The sequence below is a fragment of the Ramlibacter montanisoli genome (assembly GCF_013087525.1).
Lineage (GTDB): Bacteria > Pseudomonadota > Gammaproteobacteria > Burkholderiales > Burkholderiaceae_C > Ramlibacter > Ramlibacter montanisoli.
Window position 1 is genome coordinate 2,257,708 of sequence record NZ_JABFCS010000001.1, and the last position, 19,623, is coordinate 2,277,330.

The 19,623-nt window shown below is 68.7% G+C and carries 20 protein-coding genes and 1 pseudogene; 14 read left to right on the forward strand and 7 right to left on the reverse strand.

Annotated elements, in window-relative coordinates:
- Positions 1–42 precede the first annotated feature (42 nt).
- From HK415_RS24980 to HK415_RS11205, 12 genes and pseudogenes are all read left to right on the forward strand, one after another.
- Positions 43–681 carry an amino acid ABC transporter permease gene (locus tag HK415_RS24980; RefSeq protein ID WP_171563348.1) on the forward strand — a complete coding sequence of 213 codons (639 nt, stop codon included), beginning with the start codon at positions 43–45 and terminating at the stop codon, positions 679–681.
- Positions 678–1,376 carry an amino acid ABC transporter permease gene (locus tag HK415_RS11165; protein WP_171559035.1) on the forward strand — a complete coding sequence of 233 codons (699 nt, stop codon included), beginning with the start codon at positions 678–680 and terminating at the stop codon, positions 1,374–1,376. Before HK415_RS24980 ends, HK415_RS11165 begins: the two co-directional genes overlap by 4 nt.
- Entirely contained in the window at positions 1,373–2,122 is a 750-nt protein-coding gene (locus HK415_RS11170; protein ID WP_171559040.1) for an amino acid ABC transporter ATP-binding protein, read from the forward strand. The genes HK415_RS11165 and HK415_RS11170 overlap by 4 nt, the downstream gene beginning before the upstream one ends.
- A gap of 36 nt (positions 2,123–2,158) precedes the next feature.
- Positions 2,159–2,944, forward strand: a complete 786-nt coding sequence (locus tag HK415_RS11175; RefSeq protein WP_171559044.1) for a transporter substrate-binding domain-containing protein — start codon at positions 2,159–2,161, stop codon at positions 2,942–2,944.
- Positions 2,945–2,962: 18 nt separating this feature from the next.
- A complete protein-coding gene (rpiB, locus tag HK415_RS11180; protein WP_171559047.1) occupies positions 2,963–3,412 on the forward strand; it encodes a ribose 5-phosphate isomerase B in 450 nt (149 codons plus the stop codon).
- The gene (locus HK415_RS26315) at positions 3,409–3,975 is read left to right on the forward strand and encodes a PfkB family carbohydrate kinase (RefSeq protein ID WP_309246661.1); all 567 of its coding nucleotides are present in this window, start codon (positions 3,409–3,411) and stop codon (positions 3,973–3,975) included. The genes rpiB and HK415_RS26315 overlap by 4 nt, the downstream gene beginning before the upstream one ends.
- Positions 3,903–4,346, forward strand: a complete 444-nt coding sequence (locus HK415_RS26320; RefSeq protein ID WP_309246662.1) for a PfkB family carbohydrate kinase — start codon at positions 3,903–3,905, stop codon at positions 4,344–4,346. Before HK415_RS26315 ends, HK415_RS26320 begins: the two co-directional genes overlap by 73 nt.
- Positions 4,347–4,463: 117 nt before the next feature.
- Complete coding sequence (locus tag HK415_RS11190; protein ID WP_171559051.1) at positions 4,464–5,477, forward strand: TRAP transporter substrate-binding protein; 1,014 nt, start codon at positions 4,464–4,466, stop codon at positions 5,475–5,477.
- Positions 5,474–5,977 (forward strand): TRAP transporter small permease, encoded by a 504-nt coding sequence (locus HK415_RS11195; protein WP_216369771.1) that lies wholly within the window; start codon positions 5,474–5,476, stop codon positions 5,975–5,977. The genes HK415_RS11190 and HK415_RS11195 overlap by 4 nt, the downstream gene beginning before the upstream one ends.
- Positions 5,974–6,255, forward strand: a pseudogene (locus HK415_RS25905) (TRAP transporter large permease subunit); the annotation flags it as partial. The gene HK415_RS11195 and the pseudogene HK415_RS25905, both read left to right, overlap by 4 nt.
- A 41-nt stretch (positions 6,256–6,296) precedes the next feature.
- Complete coding sequence (locus HK415_RS11200; protein ID WP_216369772.1) at positions 6,297–7,298, forward strand: TRAP transporter large permease; 1,002 nt, start codon at positions 6,297–6,299, stop codon at positions 7,296–7,298.
- 7 nt (positions 7,299–7,305) lie between these two features.
- Entirely contained in the window at positions 7,306–7,656 is a 351-nt protein-coding gene (locus tag HK415_RS11205; RefSeq protein ID WP_171559054.1) for a hypothetical protein, read from the forward strand.
- 23 nt (positions 7,657–7,679) lie between these two features.
- On the opposite strand, the gene HK415_RS11210 is transcribed toward HK415_RS11205, so the two are convergent.
- The 4 genes from HK415_RS11210 to HK415_RS11225 form a co-directional block, all read right to left on the reverse strand.
- Positions 7,680–7,862 (reverse strand): hypothetical protein, encoded by a 183-nt coding sequence (locus HK415_RS11210; protein ID WP_309246663.1) that lies wholly within the window; start codon positions 7,860–7,862, stop codon positions 7,680–7,682.
- A gap of 1,304 nt (positions 7,863–9,166) precedes the next feature.
- On the reverse strand, positions 9,167–12,301 hold the full coding sequence (locus HK415_RS11215) for an error-prone DNA polymerase (protein WP_216369773.1): 3,135 nt from the start codon (positions 12,299–12,301) through the stop codon (positions 9,167–9,169).
- Between the two features lie 10 nt (positions 12,302–12,311).
- Complete coding sequence (locus tag HK415_RS11220) at positions 12,312–13,178, reverse strand: DNA polymerase Y subunit UmuC family protein (RefSeq protein ID WP_253261846.1); 867 nt, start codon at positions 13,176–13,178, stop codon at positions 12,312–12,314.
- A 383-nt stretch (positions 13,179–13,561) separates the two neighbouring features.
- Positions 13,562–13,975 carry a hypothetical protein gene (locus tag HK415_RS11225; RefSeq protein ID WP_171559061.1) on the reverse strand — a complete coding sequence of 138 codons (414 nt, stop codon included), beginning with the start codon at positions 13,973–13,975 and terminating at the stop codon, positions 13,562–13,564.
- A gap of 463 nt (positions 13,976–14,438) precedes the next feature.
- Here HK415_RS11225 and HK415_RS11230 point away from each other — a divergent pair, with 463 nt between their 5' ends.
- Positions 14,439–16,289, forward strand: coding sequence for an ABC transporter ATP-binding protein (locus HK415_RS11230; protein ID WP_171559064.1), 1,851 nt, complete (start codon positions 14,439–14,441; stop codon positions 16,287–16,289).
- Complete coding sequence (locus HK415_RS11235; RefSeq protein WP_171559067.1) at positions 16,282–16,848, forward strand: DNA-3-methyladenine glycosylase; 567 nt, start codon at positions 16,282–16,284, stop codon at positions 16,846–16,848. Before HK415_RS11230 ends, HK415_RS11235 begins: the two co-directional genes overlap by 8 nt.
- A 9-nt stretch (positions 16,849–16,857) precedes the next feature.
- Here HK415_RS11235 and HK415_RS11240 read toward each other — a convergent pair whose 3' ends face one another.
- The 3 genes from HK415_RS11240 to HK415_RS11250 all read right to left on the reverse strand — a co-directional run bounded on the left by HK415_RS11240 (position 16,858) and on the right by HK415_RS11250 (position 19,623).
- Positions 16,858–17,454, reverse strand: coding sequence for a hypothetical protein (locus HK415_RS11240; RefSeq protein ID WP_171559070.1), 597 nt, complete (start codon positions 17,452–17,454; stop codon positions 16,858–16,860).
- Between the two features lie 129 nt (positions 17,455–17,583).
- Entirely contained in the window at positions 17,584–18,795 is a 1,212-nt protein-coding gene (locus tag HK415_RS11245; protein ID WP_309246664.1) for a CoA transferase, read from the reverse strand.
- Between the two features lie 183 nt (positions 18,796–18,978).
- Positions 18,979–19,623 carry a CoA transferase subunit B gene (locus HK415_RS11250; RefSeq protein ID WP_171559073.1) on the reverse strand — a complete coding sequence of 215 codons (645 nt, stop codon included), beginning with the start codon at positions 19,621–19,623 and terminating at the stop codon, positions 18,979–18,981.

Sequence of the window (19,623 nt, forward strand, 5' to 3'; positions counted from 1 at the left end):
GCAGTGACGCTGGACTTCGCCGCGGTCCTTTCGCGCTGGCCCATGTTCCTGGACGGCGCGGCGATGACCATGAAGCTCGCGACCGGCGCCACGCTGATCGGCTTCGCCATCGGCACCTTGTGCGCGATCGGCAAGCGCAGCAAGCTCGGATGGGCGCAGCGGGGCGCCACCGTGTACGTCGAGGTGATCCGCAACACGCCGCTGCTGGTGCAGATCTTCCTGGTGTACTTCGGCCTGGCCAGCCTGGGCCTGAAGCTGCCGGCCTTCACCGTGGCGCTGGCGGCGCTGACCATCAACGTGGGCGCCTATGCCACCGAGATCATGCGGGCCGGCTTCGACTCCATCCACAAGGGGCAGCTCGAGGCGGCCGAGTGCCTGGCGCTGAGCCGCCGGCAGGTGTACTGGCACGTGGTGCTGCTGCCGGCGATGGAGCGCGTGTACCCGGCGCTCACCAGCCAGTTCGTGCTGCTGATGCTCGCCTCCTCGGTCTGCTCGCAGATCTCCGCCGAGGAACTGACGGCCGTCGCCAACTTCGTGCAGTCGGACACCTACCGCCCGCTGGAGACCTACGTGCTGGTCGGGCTGGCCTACGTGCTGCTGTCGCTGGCGATGCGCGCCGGCTTCTGGGGACTGGGACTCATGCTGTTCCCGCGCCGCCGCCGGCTGGGGACCACGCTGTGAGCACCGCCCTGACCGCCAACCACCTGTGGTTCCTGCTGCAGGGCGCGGCCTGGACCGTCGGCCTGTCGCTGATCGCCTTCGTCGGCGGCGGCCTGCTCGGGCTGGCGGTGGCGCTGTGCCGGGTGTCGCCGGTGAAGGCCGTGCGCGTGCTCACCGCCGGCTACGTGCAATTGATCCAGGGCACGCCGCTGCTGGTGATCCTGTTCATGACCTTCTTCGGGCTGCCGGTGCTGGGCCTGACCATCTCGCCGCTGGCCGCCGCCGGCGTGTCGCTGACGGTCTACGTCGGCGCGTACCTCGGCGAGATCTGGCGCGGCTGCATCGAATCCGTTCCGCGCGCGCAATGGGAAGCGGCCGAGTGCCTGGCGCTCACGCGCATCCAGCGCATGCGGCTGGTGGTGCTGCCGCAGGCCGTGCGCATCGCCACGCCGCCCACCGTGGGCTTCATGGTGCAGATCGTCAAGAACACCTCGCTCGCCTCGGTCGTCGGCTTCGTGGAGCTCGCGCGCTCCGGGCAATTGATCAACAACTCGGTGTTCGAGCCCTTCCTGATCTACCTGGTCATCGCCGCCATGTACTTCGCGATGTGCTATCCCCTGTCCCGCTGGAGCCAGCGCCTGGAGCGCCGCGCCGCACCGCTGCAGCAGGCCGGCGCCACGCCGCTGCCGCAGCCCGCCACCCTGTCCCTCACATGAACACTCCGACCAACGAGAGCGGCGCGGCCGTGGTGCTGCGCGACGTGCACAAGAGCTTCGGCGCGCACAAGGTGCTGGCCGGCGTCAACCTGGAGGCGCAGCGCGGCCAGGTCACGGCCATCATCGGCCGCAGCGGCTCGGGCAAGAGCACGGCGCTGCGCTGCATCGACCGGCTGGAGACCGTCGACAGCGGCGAGATCACGGTGTGCGGCCGGCGCGTGGACGACCCGCACGTGGACCTCAAGGCCCTGCGCCTGGACGTGGGCATCGTCTTCCAGAGCTACAACCTGTTCCCGCACCTGAACATCGAAGAGAACATCATGCTGGCGCCGCGCGCCGCCAAGGGCCTGGACAAGGCAGCCGCGCGCGAACTCGCGCACAGCGTGCTGGCCAAGGTGGGCCTGCGCGAGAAAGCGACCGCGTATCCGGAGCAGTTGTCCGGCGGCCAGCAGCAGCGCGTGGCGATCGCCCGCTCGCTGGCGATGCAGCCCAAGGTGATGCTGTTCGACGAAGTGACCTCGGCGCTCGACCCCGAGCTCACCGGCGAGGTGCTCAAGGTGATCGAGGAACTGGCCGCCGGCGGCATGACCATGGTGATGGTCACGCACGAGATGGCCTTCGCGCGCCGCGTGGCCGACCAGGTGGTGTTCATGAACGCCGGCCGCGTGTGGGAACAAGGCAGCGCCGACATCCTCACCAACCCCACGACACCCGAATTGAAGCAGTTCGTGCAGAGCGAGCTGTAGACCCGTTTTTCAACCAGAGAAGACCCAGGAGACACCATGACCCTGTTCCGTTCCGCCCTCGTGGCGACCTGCCTGACCGTCGCCGCGATGGGCGCCCATGCCGACCTGCTGGACGACATCATGAAGTCCAAGAAGATCCGCATCTCCACCGACTTCGCGATCCCGCCCGCCGGCATGATGGATGCCAACATGCAGCCCAGCGGCTCCGACGTGGAGACGGCCAAGCTGCTGGCCAAGGACTGGGGCCTGGAGATCGTCTGGGTGCCCACCACCGGCGCCACCCGCATCCCCAACGTCAACACCGGCAAGGCCGACATCATCATCTCCACGCTGTCCGTCACGCCGGAGCGCGCCAAGGTGATCGACTTCTCCAAGCCCTACGCCGTGCTGCAGTCGGTCGTGGGCGCGCCCAAGGCCACCGCGATCAAGGACTGGGCCGACCTGAAGGGCAAGAGCGTCACCGTCACCCGCGGCACCACGCAGGACACCGAGCTCAGCGCCATGGCCAACGACAAGGGCTTCAAGGTCGTGCGCTACGACGACGACGCGACCATGGTGACGGCGGGCGCCACCGGCCAGGCCGAAGCGGTCGCCACCTCGGTCGCGCTGGTCAACGCCATCTCCAGCAAGAGCCCGAACAAGCCCTGGGAGCCGAAGTTCGTGATCCGCAACTTCGACCTGGCCATCGGCACCAAGCAGGGCGAGCCGCGCCTGCAGGCCAAGCTGAACGAGTGGGTCACCGCCAACCTGAAGAACGGCAAGCTGAGCGACATCTACAAGAAGTACTACGGCGTGGCCCTGCCCGCCTCCATGACCAACTGATCGCGACCAAGGAAGCACATGAAGATCGTCATCGGCTCGGACCACGCGGGCTGGGCACTCAAGGGGGCGGTGATCGCCCACGTCAAGGCGCTCGGCCACGAGGTGATCGACGTCGGCAGCCACGACCCGAAGCCGGTCGACTTCCCGGACATCGCGGGGGCGCTGACCTCCAAGGTGCTGTCCGGCGAGGCGCAGCGCGGCATCATGGTCTGCGGCACCGGCGTCGGCGCCTCGATCGCGGCCAACAAGGTGCGCGGCATCCGCGCCGCGGTCTGCCACGACATCCACTCGGCGCACCAGAGCGTGGAGCACGACGACGTGAACGTCATGTGCATCGGCGCCCAGATCGTCGGCCCCTGGCTGGCCAACGACCTGGTCGGCTCCTTCCTGGATGCGAAGTTCGTCGACAACGAGGACCACCGCCGCCGCGTCGCCAAGCTCCACGAGATGGACAGCGCGTTCAAGTGAAGACGGACGCCGTGCGCCGCAAGGTCGTCGTCTTCGGCAGCCTGAACATGGACCTGGTGGCCCGTGTCCCGCGCATGCCGGAGCCGGGCGAGACCCTCATGGGCCACGGCTTCCTCTCCAACCCGGGCGGCAAGGGCGCGAACCAGGCGGTCGCCTGCGCGCGCCAGGGCGCGCGGGTGGAGATGGTGGGGCGCGTCGGCAACGACGGCTTCGCCGCGGAATTGCGCGCGGCCCTGGCCGCGCAAGGCGTGGCGGCCGACGGCGTCGCCACCGCCGAGGGACAAGGCACCGGCGTCGCCATGATCATGGTCGACGACGGTGCGCAGAACTGCATCGCGGTGATCCCCGGGGCGAATGCCGCGGTCGGCATCGCCGATGCGCAAGCCTTGCGGCCGCGGTTGCAGGATGCGTCCTTGCTGCTGCTGCAACTGGAAGTGCCCATGGAGGCCGTGGTGCGGGCCGCGGAGGGGCGCGCGCGGCCGGCTGCGCGGTGCTGCTCAATCCGGCCCCGGCACGGGAGCTGCCGGCGGCACTCTGGCCGCTGGTCGACATCCTGGTGGTGAACGAAACCGAGGCCCGCATGCTGGCCGGGCTGCCGGCCGTCAGTCTGGACAACGCGGCCCATGCGGCCGCGGCACTGTGCCGTCGAGGTCCGCGCGAGGTGCTGGTCACGCTGGGCGAGCACGGCGTGACCTGGGTGTCGCCGGAGGGATCGCAGCACTTCGACGCCGTGCGGGTGCAGCCCGTGGACACGACCGCGGCGGGCGACACCTTCATCGGCGCGCTCGCGGCCTTGCTGGTGGAAGGCCGGGCCATGCCCGAAGCCGTGCGCCACGCGATCAAGGCGGCCGCGATCTGCGTGACGCGGCCCGGGGCGCAGGCGGCGATGCCTTCGCGCGAAGAGGTCGATCGATTCGGCACGACGCCACCCTGAGGGGTCCTGTCAATATCGCTTGCCCCTAGCCAAAGCGCGCAAACAGTCCACACCCGCGCGGCGCGATTCCTAGAATGGACCGGCATTTTCCCAGGGTTCACTCAGGAGACAGCAGCCATGAAACGCGCATTTCACGGAGTCCGTCGTTCCCTCCTGGCCGCGTCCGCGCTGGCCCTGGCGCTGGGCGGCATCGCCCTGCCGGCCGGCGCCCAGCAGGCCATCACGCTGCACGGGGCCTCGCAGTTCAACGACGACCACGCCTTCACCAAGACCATGGTGAAGTTCGAGGAGCTGGTGAAGAAGTACTACGGCAAGCCGGTCAACTTCGTCCTGCACAAGAACAGCGAGCTGGGCCTCGAGAAGCAGTACTTCGAGTACATGTCCCAGGGCAAGGCGGTCGACTACGCGGTGGTGTCGCCGGCGCACATGTCCACCTTCTCCAAGGCAGCCCCCTTCATCGACGCGCCTTTCCTGTTCCGCGACCTCGCGCACTGGAATAAGGTGCTGGATGCCGATACCTTCAAGCCGATCGCCGACGAGATCGCGCAGCGCGCGGACGTGATGCTGATCGGCTACGCCGGCGGCGGCGTGCGCAACATCTTCTCCAACAAGCCGGCGTCCAACCTGAACGACATCAAGGCACTGAAGGTGCGCGTGCAGGGCGCTCCGATCTGGAGCCGCGCCTTCACCGCCGTGGGCATGGCGCCCACGGTGATCGCCTACAACGAGGTCTACAACGCCATCCAGAACGGGGTGATCTCCGCCGGCGAGAACGAGGCCGCGGGCGTGGAGCAGATGAAGTTCAACGAGGTGGCGCCCAACCTGCTGATGACGCAGCACGCCATCACGATCCGGCCCCTGTGCTTCTCGGGCAAGACCTTCAAGACGCTGCCGCCCGACCTGCAGCGCGCCATCGTCCGCGCGGGCAAGGAAGCCGGGGCCTACGGCCGGCAGATCGAGTCGTCCGAGGACGGCGCCAAGCTGGACGCCATGGAGAAGGCCGGCAAGCTCAAGCGCATCGCCTTCGCCGACCGCGCGAAGATGAAGGCGCTGGTGGACCCGGTGATCGCGGCCTACGCCAAGGAGATCGGCGCCGAGGCGATCTACACCAAGATCAACGCCACCAAGTGAGCGCCGCGGGCGGGGCCTGGCGCCGCTTCACCGCCGGCTTCGCACGGCTCCTGGACTGGCTGCTGATCGCCACCGTGATGGTGCTGATCGTGCCGGTGACGATGCAGATCGTCTCGCGCTACACGGACCTGATCCCGCCCTACATCTGGACCGAGGAGCTCGCGCGCTTCCTCTTCATCTGGATGATCATGATCGGCGCGATGGTGGGCGTGCGCGAGATGGCGCACTTCAACGTGGACATCTGGCGCCAGCCCTCGCCGCGCATGAATGCGGCGCTGAACCTGGTCACGCACCTGTGCACGCTGGTGTTCGCGCTGGTGTTCGTGGTGGCGGGCGTCGAGTTCACGCGCTTCGCCCTCTACCGCATCTCCGAGCTGGCCGAACTGCCCCTGTGGACGATCCACGTGGCCTGGCCACTGACCGGCCTGGCCTGGATCGTCTTCCTCGGCGAGCAGGTGGCCGACGAGATCGGCGTGCTCACCGGCAGGCTGCCCGCATGAACGGCGCCGTCCTGTCGCCCGCGGTCGCCAGCGCCATCCTCTTCTTCGTGTTCTTCGGGCTCATGGCGCTGCGCGTGCCGGTGGCCTTCGCGCTCGGGCTGGCCTGCCTGCCGATCCTGCTGATCGAGCCGCGCCTGTCCGCCATGGCGCTCATGAGCGAGACCTTCAACGCCTACAACTCCTTCATCCTGCTGGCGGTGCCCTTCTTCCTGCTCACCGCCAACCTGATGAACGTGGGCGGCATCACGGACCGGCTGCTCAAGTTGTCGCGCACGATGGTGGGCCATTTCCCCGGAGGGCTGGCGCGGCGCAGATCAACGTGGTGCTGTCGCTGTTCTTCGCGGGCATCTCCGGCTCGTCGACGGCGGACGCGGCCAGCCAGTCGAAGATCTTCATCGAGGCGCAGCGCCGCGAGGGCTACGACGACAGCTTCTCGGTGGCGATCACGGCCGTGTCGTCGGTGCTGGCGGTCATCATCCCGCCCTCGATCCTGATGATCGTTTGGGGCGGCGTGCTGTCGGTGTCGATCGGCGCCCTCTTCCTGGCCGGCATCATCCCCGGCCTGCTGCTGGTGGCGGTGCAGATGGCCACCGTCCATGCCTACGCGAAGCTGCGCAAGTACCCGACCTATCCGCGTGCCACCTTCGTCGAGTTCCTGAAGTCGGCGGCCGTGTCCGTGCCGGCGCTCATGACCCCGGTGATCATCATCGGCGGCAAGATCTTCGGCTGGTTCACCGCCACCGAGTCGGCGGCCGTGGCGGTGCTCTACGCCGGCGCGCTGTCGATCTTCGTGTACCGCGAGATCGACCTCAAGGGCGTGCTGCACGCCTTTGCCGACACGGGCAAGTTCGCCTCGGTCACGCTGTTCTGCGTGGGCACGGCCAGCGCCTTCGGCTGGCTGATGGCGTATTACAAGATCCCGCAGGCCCTGCTCTCCGGTGTCTCGGCCTGGGGCATGGGCTGGGTGGCCACGGGCTTGTTCATCGCCTTCGTGTTCCTGGTCGTCGGCTGCTTCCTGGACGCCATCCCGGCCATCATCATCGTGGGCACCATCCTGCAACCCATCGCCGCCGCCGCGCACATCGACCCGGTGCACTTCGCGATGATCGGCATCGTGTCGCTGGCCTTCGGGCTGGTGACGCCGCCCTACGGGCTGTGCCTGATGATCTGCTGCAAGATCGCCGAAATGCGCATGGCCGATGCGCTGAAGGACGTGATGCTGATGCTGCTGCCAATGATCGGCGTGCTGGTGCTGGTGATCGTCTGGCCGCAGCTGGTGCTGTTCCTGCCGGGGCTGATCTCGCCGGAATTCCTGAAGTGAAGAGGGGATGCCGGGCGCTCGCCCGGTGCCTCCCGAGCGCCCGGATCCGCTGCCACACCACCGCCTTCGGATCGCGCATCGCCATGGCCTGCATGCAGCGATCCAGCCAGCCCTCGCGCATCTTCATGCGGTCGGTCGCCAGGTCGAGGTCCGCCAGGGTGCTGACCCCGCAGACGACGTCGTCCTGCGCAGGGGTCTCGAAGGCGATGCGGCCTTCCAGCACGATTTCCAGCTTGACCGGCTGGCCGTCGATGGCGACGCGCGTGCGGATCCCGTACTGGTCCGCGCGCAGTTCGCCGACACGCTCCAGGGGGCCAGGCCCGCGGGCCCGGTCAACGCGGTCCGCAATGCGCGGTAGTGCTCCACCGCGTAGTCCGCCAACTAGCCCGCCTTCGGCTCCTCCGCTTCCACCGCAGGGACGGCCAGTTCCTTGCCCACCATCGCGCGGGCGTAGAGGTAGTTGTTGCGTGCCGTGTCGCTCAACCCGTCCAGGTCCACCCTGCCCGCGCCGTCGCAGGGGAAGGCGTAGCCCCGGCCACTTGCGAACAGCGAACGGAAGCACAACCGGAAAGGTCCGTTGCCTGCACCTCGAGAGTCCATCATGGGCACCTCCTTCGCTTTCCTGTTCAACGCGGCAGGGCGGTGGCGGACGACATCCTGTTGCAAAGCAGGGGTGAAGACTGTGATGGAGGGCTACCGGGGTGGCCTGCCAGGTCCGGTCAGGTCTTGGCCTTGGACCGCGCGGGGACCTCTCGGGGCGGAACCGGCCGGCGGACACTCCGGCTCTCGAACAGTTGCAGCACCCGCGGCGCATGCGCCTGGACCGATTCCGAATTCCTGTGGTACCAGTCGAGCACGCGCTCCTCCGGGACTCCCAGTGCATCGGCTTCCCCAGGAGCTCGCCGTTCGGACGTCCCTCCTTCTGCAGCAGCGCGGCTTTCGCATAGAGCGCCGCTGCCAGGTTCAAGCGGGCGACGCCGTGGTCCATCACCTGCAAGGCTTGCCTGCCGTACTCGATCGATTGATCGAGCAGGTCCGCTTGCGTGAAGTGGTACGAAAGGGCGCCGAGCACCCAGGCGTCGCGGGGATTCCTCAGCTCGAGAAGGCGCTTTGCCAGCGAGCGGACCAGGTCCTGGTTCTCCGGATGGGCGAACCTGCTGATCTGCGCCTGGAGCGAGATGACGCACGCGCGGCGATAGTCGGGATCGCTGTCGCAGGCAGGCGTCAGGATGGAGTTGAGGGTCTCGCCCCGTTGCGGGCCCCAGCCGATGGCCCTGTAGTACTCGGCGAGATTGAGCTTCAGCCACGGATCCCCGGGTGCGAGCTCGAGCCCGCGGTGGATGGTCTTGACTGCTTCCACGTTGGCGCCCGAAAAGAGGTAGATCTCGGCCCTGAGCGACAGCGCCCTCACGTTGTCGGGATCGAGTTCCAGCGCCTTGAGGACCAGGAAGCGGTAGGCGTCCTTCGTGCCTGGCGCAAACTGGTCGGAAACGATGTGACCGCCCTTGATGGTGATGCGCGCCGCTTCCACATACCCGGCCGACGAATTCGGGTTCTTCCTGAGCACCTCCGAGACGATGGTTGCTGCGCGTTGCAGCAGGCTCGAATCGCCGTAGTAGTTTGCGATGAGGGTGCGCGCCTGGTCCAGTTTTTCCTTCTCTCCAGGGCTTGGCTGGTTCCCGGCCCAGGCAAGGGGCAGCATCAACGTGATGGCTGCAGCAATCGTCGCAGCACGCAGTCTGATCATCCTTTTCCTCCCTCTTTGACTTGGTGCAGCAAGGATATAGGCGGGTTTCTGCATTCCCGCCAATGCGCCTGAGATGCCCGGGGATGTGTTGCGCAGACGCACTTCGCGTCGGCCTCATCGCTCAGTGAAAGTCCCGGCTGGCGCCCAGCGTCCCCAGCCTTCCCAGCAAGGGCGTCAGGTCCTCCAGCCTTTCCGCGATCAGGTGCCGCACCTGCCCGCCGCTGTCCACGTCCCGCTGCCAGACACCGCGCACGGCCAGCAGCTTCGATTGCAGCAAGGCATCGCGATGCTGCTCGCGCACGTGCTTCCAGACGATCACGTTGACCGGTCCCGTCTCGTCCTCGAGGGTCACGAAGATGGTGCCCTTGGCGGTCTGCGGCTGCTGGCGGACGGTGACGATGCCGCAGGCACCGACGCGGCGGTTGTGCGGCAGGTCGTGCAGCTCGCCGGCGCTGAGCAGCTTCATGCGGGCCAGGCGGGGACGCAGCAAGGCCACGGGGTGCTTGCGCAGCGTGAAGCCGAGGGAAGCGTAGTCGAAGAAGATCTCCTCGCCTTCCCTGGCGGCCGGCAGCAGCAACTGCTGTTCGTTGATCGGGGCGTCGCGCAGCATGCCGGGGGCCTTCTGCTGCGCGGAGGCTTCCCAGACCTGCTGGCGGCGGTGGCCTGCGAGGGACTTCAGGGCATCGCCGGCGGCCAGCGCGTTGAGGTCCTTCAGGTCGAGCTGCGCGCGCAGGGCCAGGTCCTCGACGCCCTCGAAGGAACGTTCCGCGCGCGCATCGACGATGCGCCGGCCGCCTGCTTCGCTGAGGGAGCCGATGAGGCGCAGGCCGAGGCGCACCGCGGGACGCGGGAAATTGGAATCTGACCCCAATTTGGAGTCCCAGTCCGAATGGCAGACATCCGCCGGCAGCACCTGCACGCCATGCCGCTGCGCATCCTGGATCAACTGCGAGGGCGCATAGAAACCCATGGGCTGCGAGTTGAGCATCGCGGCCAGGAAGCATTCGGGTTCGTGGCATTTCAGCCAGCTGGAGTCGTACGCCAGCAGCGCGAAGCTGTAGGCGTGGCTTTCGGGGAAGCCGTATTCGCCGAAGCCCAGGATCTGCTGGAAGATGCTTTCGGCGAACTCGCGGCGGTAGCCCTTGGCCAGCATGCCGTCGATCAGGCGGTCCTGGAACTTGTGGACGCCGCCGCTGCGTTTCCAGGCGGCCATGGAGCGGCGCAGCTGGTCGGCTTCGTCGGCGGAGAAGCTGGCGGCGATCATCGAGATCTGCATCACCTGCTCCTGGAAGATCGGGATGCCCAGCGTGCGCTCCAGCGCGGGCCGCAGCTCCTCGCTTTCGTAGCGGATCGCCTGCCCCTGGCGCAGTCGCTCCCGCGCCTTCAGGTAGGGATGGATCATGCCGCCCTGGATCGGGCCGGGCCGCACGATCGCCACCTCGATCACCAGGTCGTAGAACTCCCGGGGCTTCAGGCGCGGCAGCATGGACATCTGCGCGCGGCTCTCGATCTGGAACACGCCCACCGTGTCGGCCCGGCAGATCATGTCGAAGGTGGGCTGGTCCTTGTCCGGGATGTCGGTGAGCGTGAACGGACGGCCGCGGCGCTGCCCCACGAAGGCCAGGCAGCGGCGGATGGCGGTGAGCATGCCCAGCGCCAGCACGTCCACCTTGAGCAGGCCCATCTCGTCCAGGTCGTCCTTGTCCCACTGGATCACGGACCGGTCCTTCATCGCCGCGTTCTCCACCGGCACCAGCCGCGTGAGCTTGCCCTGCGTGAGCACGAAGCCGCCGACGTGCTGGCTCAGGTGCCGGGGAAATCCCATCAGCTCCTCGGACAGCTCCATCCACAGGGCCAGCGATTTCGCCGGCACCTCCAGCTGCAGGTGGGCCGCGAGCGCGGAGAGTTTCTGCACGCGCAGGCCGCGCTCGTCGAACCAGAAATGGTCCTTGGCGAAGGCATCGACCATCTGCTCGGGAATGCCCATGGCCTTGCCCACGTCGCGGATCGAACTGCGCGCCCGGTAGGTGGCGACCACCGCCGCGATGGCCGACCGGTCCCGGCCGTACTTGCGGTAGATGTACTGGATCACCTCCTCGCGCCGCTCGTGCTCGAAATCGACGTCGATGTCCGGTGGCTCCTTGCGCTCGCGGCTGATGAAGCGTTCGAACAGCAGGTTCGAGCGGGCCGGATCGACGGCGGTGATGCCCAGGCAGTAGCAGACCGCGGAATTCGCCGCCGAACCCCGGCCCTGGCACAGGATGTCCTGCGAGCGCGCGAAACGCACGATGTCGTGCACGGTCAGGAAGAACATCTCGTAGGCGCAGTCGGAGATCAGGTCGAGTTCGCGCACCAGCTGCTTGCGCACCCGCCAGGGCACGCCCTGCGGATAACGCTGGCCCGCGCCTTCGATCGTGAAGCGGCGCAGCGCCTGGCGCGGGGTGCATCCCGCGGGCACCGTTTCCAGCGGGTACTGGTACTTGATCTCCTCCAGGCTGAAGCTGCAGCGGTCCGCGACTTCCACGGTGCTTTCCAGCAGTTCCTGCGGATAGAGCGAGGCCAGGCGCATGCGGTGGCGCAGGTGGCGCTCGGCATTCACCTGCAGTCCGAAGCCGCAATCCGACACCGGCTTGCCCAGGCGCACCGCCGTCATCACGTCCTGCATCGGCTTGCGCGAGCGCGCGTGCATGTGCACGTCGCCCGCCGCAACGAGAGGCACCCCGCTTTCCTCGCCCGCCTCCTGCAGCTTCTTGAGCCAGAGGTCGTCTTCGCCATCGAGCAGCAGTTCGGCGGCCAGCCAGAGGCTGCGGCCGAAATGGCTGCGGGCCCATTCCAGTCGTTCCGTGATCGCGTCCGTGGACAAGTCTTGCGAAGGTGCGAGCAGGATCTCGCATTCGCGCAGCAGGGAAAAATCGCTGCCCTCGCGCGTGCACACGTACTCGCCCTTCTCGGCCACCCGCCGCGCCAGCGTGATGAACTCGCACAGGTTGCCCCAGCCCGTGACGTTGCGCGCCAGCGCCACCAGCCGGAAGCCGTCGAGGGCGAACTCCGCACCCAGCAGCAGCTTCAACCCGAGCTTCTTCGCTTCCCCATGCGCGCGCACCACGCCGGCCACCGAGCATTCGTCGGTGATCGCCAGTGCGGTGTAGCCCAGTTCGTGCGCGCGCTGCACCAGCTCCTGCGGGTGCGAGGCACCACGCTGGAAACTGAAGTTGGAGAGGCAGTGCAGCTCCGCGTAATCCGGCAACCAGGACATGCGCTCCTCCTCAGGCGTACACGCCGTGCAGGAACCACTGCGCGCGCTCCTGTTCGGCCGCCAGCCGCTCGCGGAACACCCACAGCAGCCCCGCCGATGCGCTGCGGGCGATGAAGTAGTCGCGCACGGCCGGCTCCCTGCGCTGCGCATCCCACCAGGCGGCTTCCAGCCTGCGCGCGCGCGTGAGCAGTTGCAGCGGCCCCTGGTAGCAGGGCTTGTCGCCCTTCACCTGCAGGCGCAGGGGTTCACGCAGCAGCCAGGGCGGCAACAGCGCATCTCCTCCCGCTTGCTGGATGGCCGCCGCTGCCCCCGCGGTCCGGGCGGGCAGCCACTGCTGCATGCACTCGGGCCGGTGGTCCTGCAAGGCCTGCGGCACGGTGACGTTCTTCTCGCCCAGCCGCACGCTCAGCCGCTCCACCAGCTGGTGCAGCTTTTCGCCCGGCTTGTTGTCCTCGGGCAGCAGGCTGGTGGTGAGGCCGCCCCAGGGCGTGGTCTCCAGGGTGCGCAGGCGCAGCTGGTTGGCCGGCGCGGACAGGCAGCTGCGTGCCAGCTGCTCGGACGCCAGCCGCCGCAGGTGCTTCATGTCCTGCGTCGCTTGCGCCGTGCGCAGCGCGATCTTCTCGGTCGGTGGCAGGGGCTTGCCATCCAGCTTGCGCAGGTCCAGCGTCCATTCCAGTTCCACCGCGAGCGCGCCGAGGTTGCGGGCCTGCAGCCACATCTGCAATCGCGTGAGCAGGTGCTGCGCCGTGAACAGCAGGTCGGGAGCGGAGGTCGCGAGGGATTGCAGTTCGAGCTTCTGGTCGAAGGTGGCCGGCAGCGCGACCCACGCATAGCGTTCCGGCCGCTGCCCGAAAGCCGCATCCAGCGCCTGCAGCAATTCCGCGCCGAAGCGGCGGCTCAGCCCCCGCGCGGGGCAGGCTGCGCAGCTGGCCGAGGGTGGTGCAGCCGATGCGCTCCAGGGTGGGCAGGTGGGGCCGTGCTGCCGTGAAGTGCAGCAGCGGCAGTCCTTCCGGAAGAGGGTCGGGCAGCTCGCCGCCTTGCAGCTTCACTCGCGACTTCGCCAATGCGACCAGCGAAGTCGCGCCGCTCGCCCAGCCGGCGAATTCCAGTTCGGGCTGGCCTTTCAGCAGCGCGCGCAACAGGTTCCTGCGGCCTCCGAACAGGCGTTCGGAGGCACCCGCTTCCAGCAGGACCGCTTCGTCCACGAAGGCGACCCGGGGCGTGAACTGCAGGCAGCGCCAGGCCCAGGCCGTCGCGTCCTCATTCCGCGAGGGATGCAGTGCGATCCAGTACATGCGATCCGGTGAATTCGAAGGGAAGGACGATGCTGCTGCGCCGGGACTTGCGGGCCGCCAGCAAGGCGGACAGCTTCTGGGGGTGCGTGCGCAACTGCAGCGGAACCAGCAGGGGCGGCCCCCTGCGCTTGAGGATCTGCACCTCCAGTTGCGCGTGGGCCTGCACCAGCAGCCGCACCCGCGCCGGCGAGGACTGCGCGCGCGCCTCCACCCCGCGGAACACGAACAGCAGCTTCTCGCCCGATTGCGCGCACAGGTGCAGGCGCCGCAGTTCCTCGGTGCGGGCCTGCGGCAACCAGGCGAGCACGACGCAGACCTCGGCGCACTTGAGCGCCTGTTCCGCCGCCCACAGGCGGGCCTGCGCCTTGTCGGCCTGCACGCACAGCAGCTGCTCGGGGAAATGCCCTGGCCCCGGAGGGAGGGACCGAAAGGCTGGTAAGGTGGCTGCACCAGCACCGCGGGATGGCCCGTGCGGCGCATGGCTTCCCCACGGCGGGACCGGTGAGCTGCCACACATGCTGCTGTGCTTCGCGCTGCAGCACCTCGATGAGGTGGCCCACCGGCCAGCCTTCCCCCGGCAGCTGGGCATCGAGTGCCGCGTGGCCGCTGGAAAGCGTCCTTTCCTGCGCCTGCGCGAGCTCCCTGCCCCGCCAGACCTGGGGCGGCAGTGGGAAGTCGGCGTGGGACGCGAGGACAGTCATGGCAAGCTACAATACTGTCTGTTTATACAGTGTTTTGCAGCCCGCCGGAAGCCATCCGGGCGCACCCGCGCAGCCATCCCCCGAATCCGTCAATACTTCCGCTCCACTGTCGCGGGAGCGCTAGTCCCTGGAGTCCCTCGCTTGTTCCGGCTGTTCGAGAAACTTGTTCACCCCTACCCGGAGGCCGAGCCCCCGGAGCTGCCGAAGAGCTTCTTCTCCTTCGTGTGGGCCTGCACGGCGGGCATGCGCGGCTACCTCGTCGGCCTGGCGGTCCTGAGCGCGGCCATCTCCACCTGGGATGCCTGGCTGTTCGCCGTGCTCGGCCGGGTCGTGGACTGGCTGGCGAATGCCCGGCCCGAGCTGCTGTGGGAGCAGGAGCGCGGGACCATGCTGGTGTTCGTCGCCTTCCTGTTCGCGAGCGTCCCCCTGGTCGGCTTCCACACCTTCCTGAAGCACCAGACGCTGTCGATCAACTTCCCGCTGCGCCTGCGCTGGAACTTCCACCGCATGATGCTGGGGCAGAGCCTGGCCTTCTACTCCGACGAATTCGCGGGTCGCATCACCACCAAGGTGATGCAGACGGCATTGGCGGTGCGCGAGATGCTGTTCACGATCATCGAGGTCGTGATCGCCATCGGCGTCTACTTCATCACCATCATGGCGCTGGCCGGCAGCTTCGACCGCCGGCTGGTGCTGCCGCTGGCCGTCTGGCTGGTGCTCTACGCCTTGTCCTGCTGGTACTTCGTGCCGCGGCTGGCGCGCGTCGGCCGGGCGCAGGCCGATGCGCGCGCGATGATGACCGGGCGCATCACCGACGCGTACACCAACATCTCCACGGTGAAGCTGTTCTCGCACACGCAGCGCGAGGCTGGCTTCGCGCGGCAGGCCATGTCGGAGTTCATGACCACGGGCCACCGCCAGATGCGGCTGGTCAGCGGCTTCGAGATCGTGAACCACACGCTGGTGGTCTCGCTGATCGTCTCGGCCTGCGGCTACAGCGTGTGGCTGTGGACGAAGGGCCAGATCGGCCCCGGCGCGGTGGCGGCCGTGACGGCGATGACGCTGCGCGTGAGCGGCATGTCGCACTGGATCATGTGGGAGATGGCGTCCCTGTTCGAGAACGTGGGCACGATCCAGGACGGCATCGGCACCCTCACGCGCCCGCGCCAGGTGCTGGACCGGCCGGACGCCAAGCCGCTGCAGGTCACGCGCGGCGAGGTGCGCTTCGAGCAGGTGCGCTTCGGCTACGGCAAGGCGCAGCCGGTCATCGCCGACTTCAACCTGGTGGTGCGCCCCGGCGAGAAGGTGGGCCTGATCGGCCGCTCGGGCGCCGGCAAGTCCACGCTGGTGAACATCCTGCTGCGCTTCTACGACCTCGAAGGCGGCAGCATCCAGATCGACGGCCAGGACATCGCCGGCGTCACGCAGGACAGCCTGCGCGCCAACATCGGCATGGTCACGCAGGACACTTCGCTGCTGCACCGCTCGGTGCGCGACAACATCATGTACGGACGGCCCACCGCCTCCGAGGAGGAGATGGTGCAGGCGGCCCGCCGGGCCCAGGCGCACGCCTTCATCCAGACGCTGACGGACCCGCAGGGCCGCGCCGGCTACGACGCGCACGTGGGCGAGCGCGGCGTGAAGCTCTCCGGCGGCCAGCGCCAGCGGGTGGCGATCGCGCGCGTGATGCTCAAGGACGCGCCCATCCTGCTGCTGGACGAGGCCACCAGCGCGCTCGACTCGGAAGTGGAAGCCGCGATCCAGGCCAGCCTGAAGGACCTGATGCAGGGCAAGACGGTGATCGCCATCGCGCACCGGCTGTCCACCATCGCCGCGCTCGACCGGCTGGTGGTGATGGACCAGGGCCGCATCGTCGAACAGGGCACGCACCGCGAACTGCTGGCGCAAGGCGGCGTGTACGCCGGGCTCTGGGCGCACCAGAGCGGCGGCTTCCTGGGCGAGGACCGCGAGGAAGAACTGGCCGATGCCTAGGCGGCTGCGTTCCAAGGACTTCGCCGGTGACGCGCCTGAGGTGGCGCGCGCGCTGATCGGCGCGGTGCTGCTGGTGGACGGCGTCGGCGGCCGCATCGTCGAGACCGAGGCCTACGACCGCGAGGATCCCGCCTCGCACAGCCACTCGGGGCCGACGCCGCGCAACCGCGCGATGTTCGGCCCGCCGGGCCGCGCCTACGTGTACCGCTCCTACGGCATCCACTGGTGCCTGAACTTCGTGTGCCGCGAGGACGGCCATGGCGCCGGCGTGCTGATCCGCGCGCTGGAGCCGCTGCAGGGCATCGACGTGATGTGCGAGAGGCGCGGGATGCACGACGTGCGCCTGCTGTGCGCGGGACCCGGCCGCGTCGGGCAGGCCCTCGCCATCGTCCACGACTACAACGGGCACCGCCTGGACCAGAAGCCCTTCGAGGTGCATGCGCCGGAGCGGCAGCACGAGGTGGTGGTGGGTCCGCGCATCGGCATCAGCAAGGCCGCGGACGTGCCCTGGCGCTTCGGGCTGGCCGGCTCGCCGTTCATGAGCCGGCGCTTCCGCTAGGACCGCCGCCTAGTTGCGGCGGATCGAGACGTTGTTGCCCTGCTGGATGATGGTCATCGGCGGGTCGCGCATCTCGGTGATCACCGTCTGGGGACGCGCCGGGGCCGGGCCCGCGCCCATGGCGGCGGTGTTCGGCACGGCGGCACGGGCGATCGCCGTGTCCGCCGGGATCACGTTGAAGGTGCGCAAGTCGGCGCGTGCGGCGGCGGCGCCCGTCACCATCACCACGTCACCCGACAACACCGTATAAGGCAGCTGCTGGCGCTGCGCCGTCTCGCGGTCGGTCAGCAGCGGCGCCGAGCTGGTGGGCGAGATCTGGCGGCCGGTGCGTTCCATGCGGATCGTGTTGGGCGGCACCATCGGGCCGGTCGGCCGCGCCACCTGCGCGATGCTCACCGGCGTGCACGTGGACGCCTGGTCGAACACCATGCTGGAGCCCGCCGGGAAGCGGCCCGCCAGCGCTTCGTGCAGCGGCAGGCTCATGTCCACCGGCGCATCGAGGCCGCGGTAGACCACGCGGTTGCTGTTGTCGTAGACCGTGTAGCAGGCCATGGCATTGGCGCCCGCCGCCAGCAACCCGAACAGAACGACCAGTTTCGCTTTCATTTGTGTGCCCTTCCGCCGCGGATCACGGCGCGAATCTGAATGGCCGGATGATGAGGATCCGACCGTGCAAAGTACGCAGGCGAAGCCAGTGAACGGGTGTCAGCAACCATCCCGAGGCTCTACCGGACGTTACCAGCGCGCCTCTGAATCTCCCGGCCGCTCCGACGGGCGGCGCCAGAGTGCGGGGGTGCGGCCCAGCCCGGCGCTGTGCCGCACGGCCCGCAGCGCGCCGTAGCGGGAAGCGGTGGTTTCGAGCAAGGGTTCGAGCTCGGGCGGCGTGACGGCGAAGCCGTTCGGCACCCGGCCCAGCTGGCGCAGCCAGTGGCCGGTCTGGGCCAGCGACACCTGCACGTGCCAGCTGCCGCCCTCCAGCTGCTGCCGCCGCAGCGCCGCCGCGGCACCGAAGGCGATCAGGTAGCCGCTGGCCTCGTCGAGGATCTGCATCGGCAGGGCCCGCGGCCGCCCGGGGTCGCCCGCCGCTTCGGCCTCGGCCAGGTTGAAGCCGGTGGCCGTCTGCACCAGCGAGTCGAAGCCGCGCCGGTCCTTCCACGGTCCCTGGGGGCCGTACGCCGACAGCGACACGCAGACGATGCCCGGCCGGCGCAAGGCCAGCTGCTCCGGCCCGTAGCCCAGCCGGTGCAGCGCGCCCGGGCAATAGCCTTGCACGAACACGTGCGCGCCCGCCACCAGGTCGTCCATGGCGGCGCGCCCTTCCGGCGTGCGCAGGTCCACCAGGGCCGAGCGCTTGCCCCGGCTGGTGTCGGCGATGGCTTCGATGTTGGGCAGGTGCGGTGCATTGACCAGCATGACGTCCGCGCCGTAGGCAGCCAGCGCGCGCCCTCCCACGGGACCGGCCAGGATGCGCGTGAGGTCGAGCACGCGCACGCCTTCCAGCGGCCGGTGCTGCGCCGACAGCGGCGGCAGCGGCAGCGGCTCGGCATCGCCCAGCCGCGTGAGGGTGAACAGGGGCTGCGCGGCGATGGCGCGGCCGGCCTCGGTCGCATCCCACTGCGCGAAGCTGCGACAGGCCGTGGCGACCAGGCCCGCCCGCGCCGCCGCGTCCTCGAAGGCCTGTGCCGCCCAGGACAGCATCGCCTGCTCGGCGGCCTTGCGGTCGGCATGTCCGGGGTCCAGCCCGAGCAGGCGCAGCGCGCCCTCGCGGTGGTGCCGGAAGTTGGCGTGCACGCGCACCCAGCCGTCGCGGGCGCGATAGAGGCCGGAGAACTTGTCCCAGAGTTCGGGCGCGCGGCCGTCGATGCTGAACCAGCCCAGGCATTCGGCCGCCGCATGCACGGCATCGACGCTGACGCGCTGGCGCTCCGTGCCTCGGACGTGGCCCACTTCGCAGGCGGCGAGCGCCGCCGCGGCGATGGTGGCCTGGGCCGCGGTGGCGACCGCGAAGGAGGAGGGGTAGACCGGGTCGGAGCCGGTGAGGTGGGCGCAGGCGAGCGCGTCGTCGGGGAGCGCGGCGAGCCGCCAGAGCGCCGCGAGGGCGTCGCTGGGGTCGCTGCGCTCACCGCCAGCCTACTGCTGCAGGAGCTTGACGCCGGTCTTGGACTGCACGAGGTCGAAGCTGACCTCGGGCGCCAGTTCCACCACCTTCAGGCCCTTGGGGGTGACGTCGAACACGCCCAGGTCGGTGATGATGCGGTCCACCACGCCCACGCCCGTCAGCGGCAGCGTGCACTTGGGCAGGATCTTCAGGTCCTCGGTGCCGTCCTTCTTCTTGGCGACGTGCTCCATCAGCACGATCACGCGCGGCACGCCGGCCACCAGGTCCATCGCGCCGCCCATGCCCTTGACCATCTTGCCGGGGATCATCCAGTTGGCCAGGTCGCCCTGCTCGCTGACCTGCATGGCGCCCAGGATGGACAGGTTGATCTTGCCGCCGCGGATCATGGCGAAGCTGTCGTGGCTGCCGAAGATCGACGAGCCCTTGATGGTGGTGACGGTCTGCTTGCCCGCGTTGATCAGGTCGGGATCGACCTCGTCCTCGTAGGGGAAGGGGCCGATGCCCAGCATGCCGTTCTCGCTTTGCAGCCACACCTCGATGTGGTCCGGCACGAAGTTCGCCACCAGCGTCGGGATGCCGATGCCGAGGTTGACGTAGAAGCCGTCCTGCAGTTCCTTGGCCGCGCGCGCGGCCATCTGGTCTTGGGTCCAGGGCAT

Bases quoted from the DNA above. Each gene is read 5' to 3' on its own strand.
- HK415_RS24980 (WP_171563348.1), top strand. From the start codon at position 43: ATGTTCCTGGACGGCGCGGCGATGACCATGAAGCTCGCGACCGGCGCC.
- HK415_RS11170 (WP_171559040.1), top strand. From the start codon at position 1,373: ATGAACACTCCGACCAACGAGAGCGGCGCGGCCGTGGTGCTGCGCGAC.
- HK415_RS11175 (WP_171559044.1), top strand. From the start codon at position 2,159: ATGACCCTGTTCCGTTCCGCCCTCGTGGCGACCTGCCTGACCGTCGCC.
- rpiB (WP_171559047.1), top strand. From the start codon at position 2,963: ATGAAGATCGTCATCGGCTCGGACCACGCGGGCTGGGCACTCAAGGGG.
- HK415_RS11190 (WP_171559051.1), top strand. From the start codon at position 4,464: ATGAAACGCGCATTTCACGGAGTCCGTCGTTCCCTCCTGGCCGCGTCC.
- HK415_RS11205 (WP_171559054.1), top strand. From the start codon at position 7,306: ATGCCGGGCGCTCGCCCGGTGCCTCCCGAGCGCCCGGATCCGCTGCCA.
- HK415_RS11215 (WP_216369773.1), bottom strand. From the start codon at position 12,301: ATGTCCTGGTTGCCGGATTACGCGGAGCTGCACTGCCTCTCCAACTTC.
- HK415_RS11235 (WP_171559067.1), top strand. From the start codon at position 16,282: ATGCCTAGGCGGCTGCGTTCCAAGGACTTCGCCGGTGACGCGCCTGAG.
- HK415_RS11240 (WP_171559070.1), bottom strand. From the start codon at position 17,454: ATGAAAGCGAAACTGGTCGTTCTGTTCGGGTTGCTGGCGGCGGGCGCC.
- HK415_RS11250 (WP_171559073.1), bottom strand. From the start codon at position 19,623: ATGCCCTGGACCCAAGACCAGATGGCCGCGCGCGCGGCCAAGGAACTG.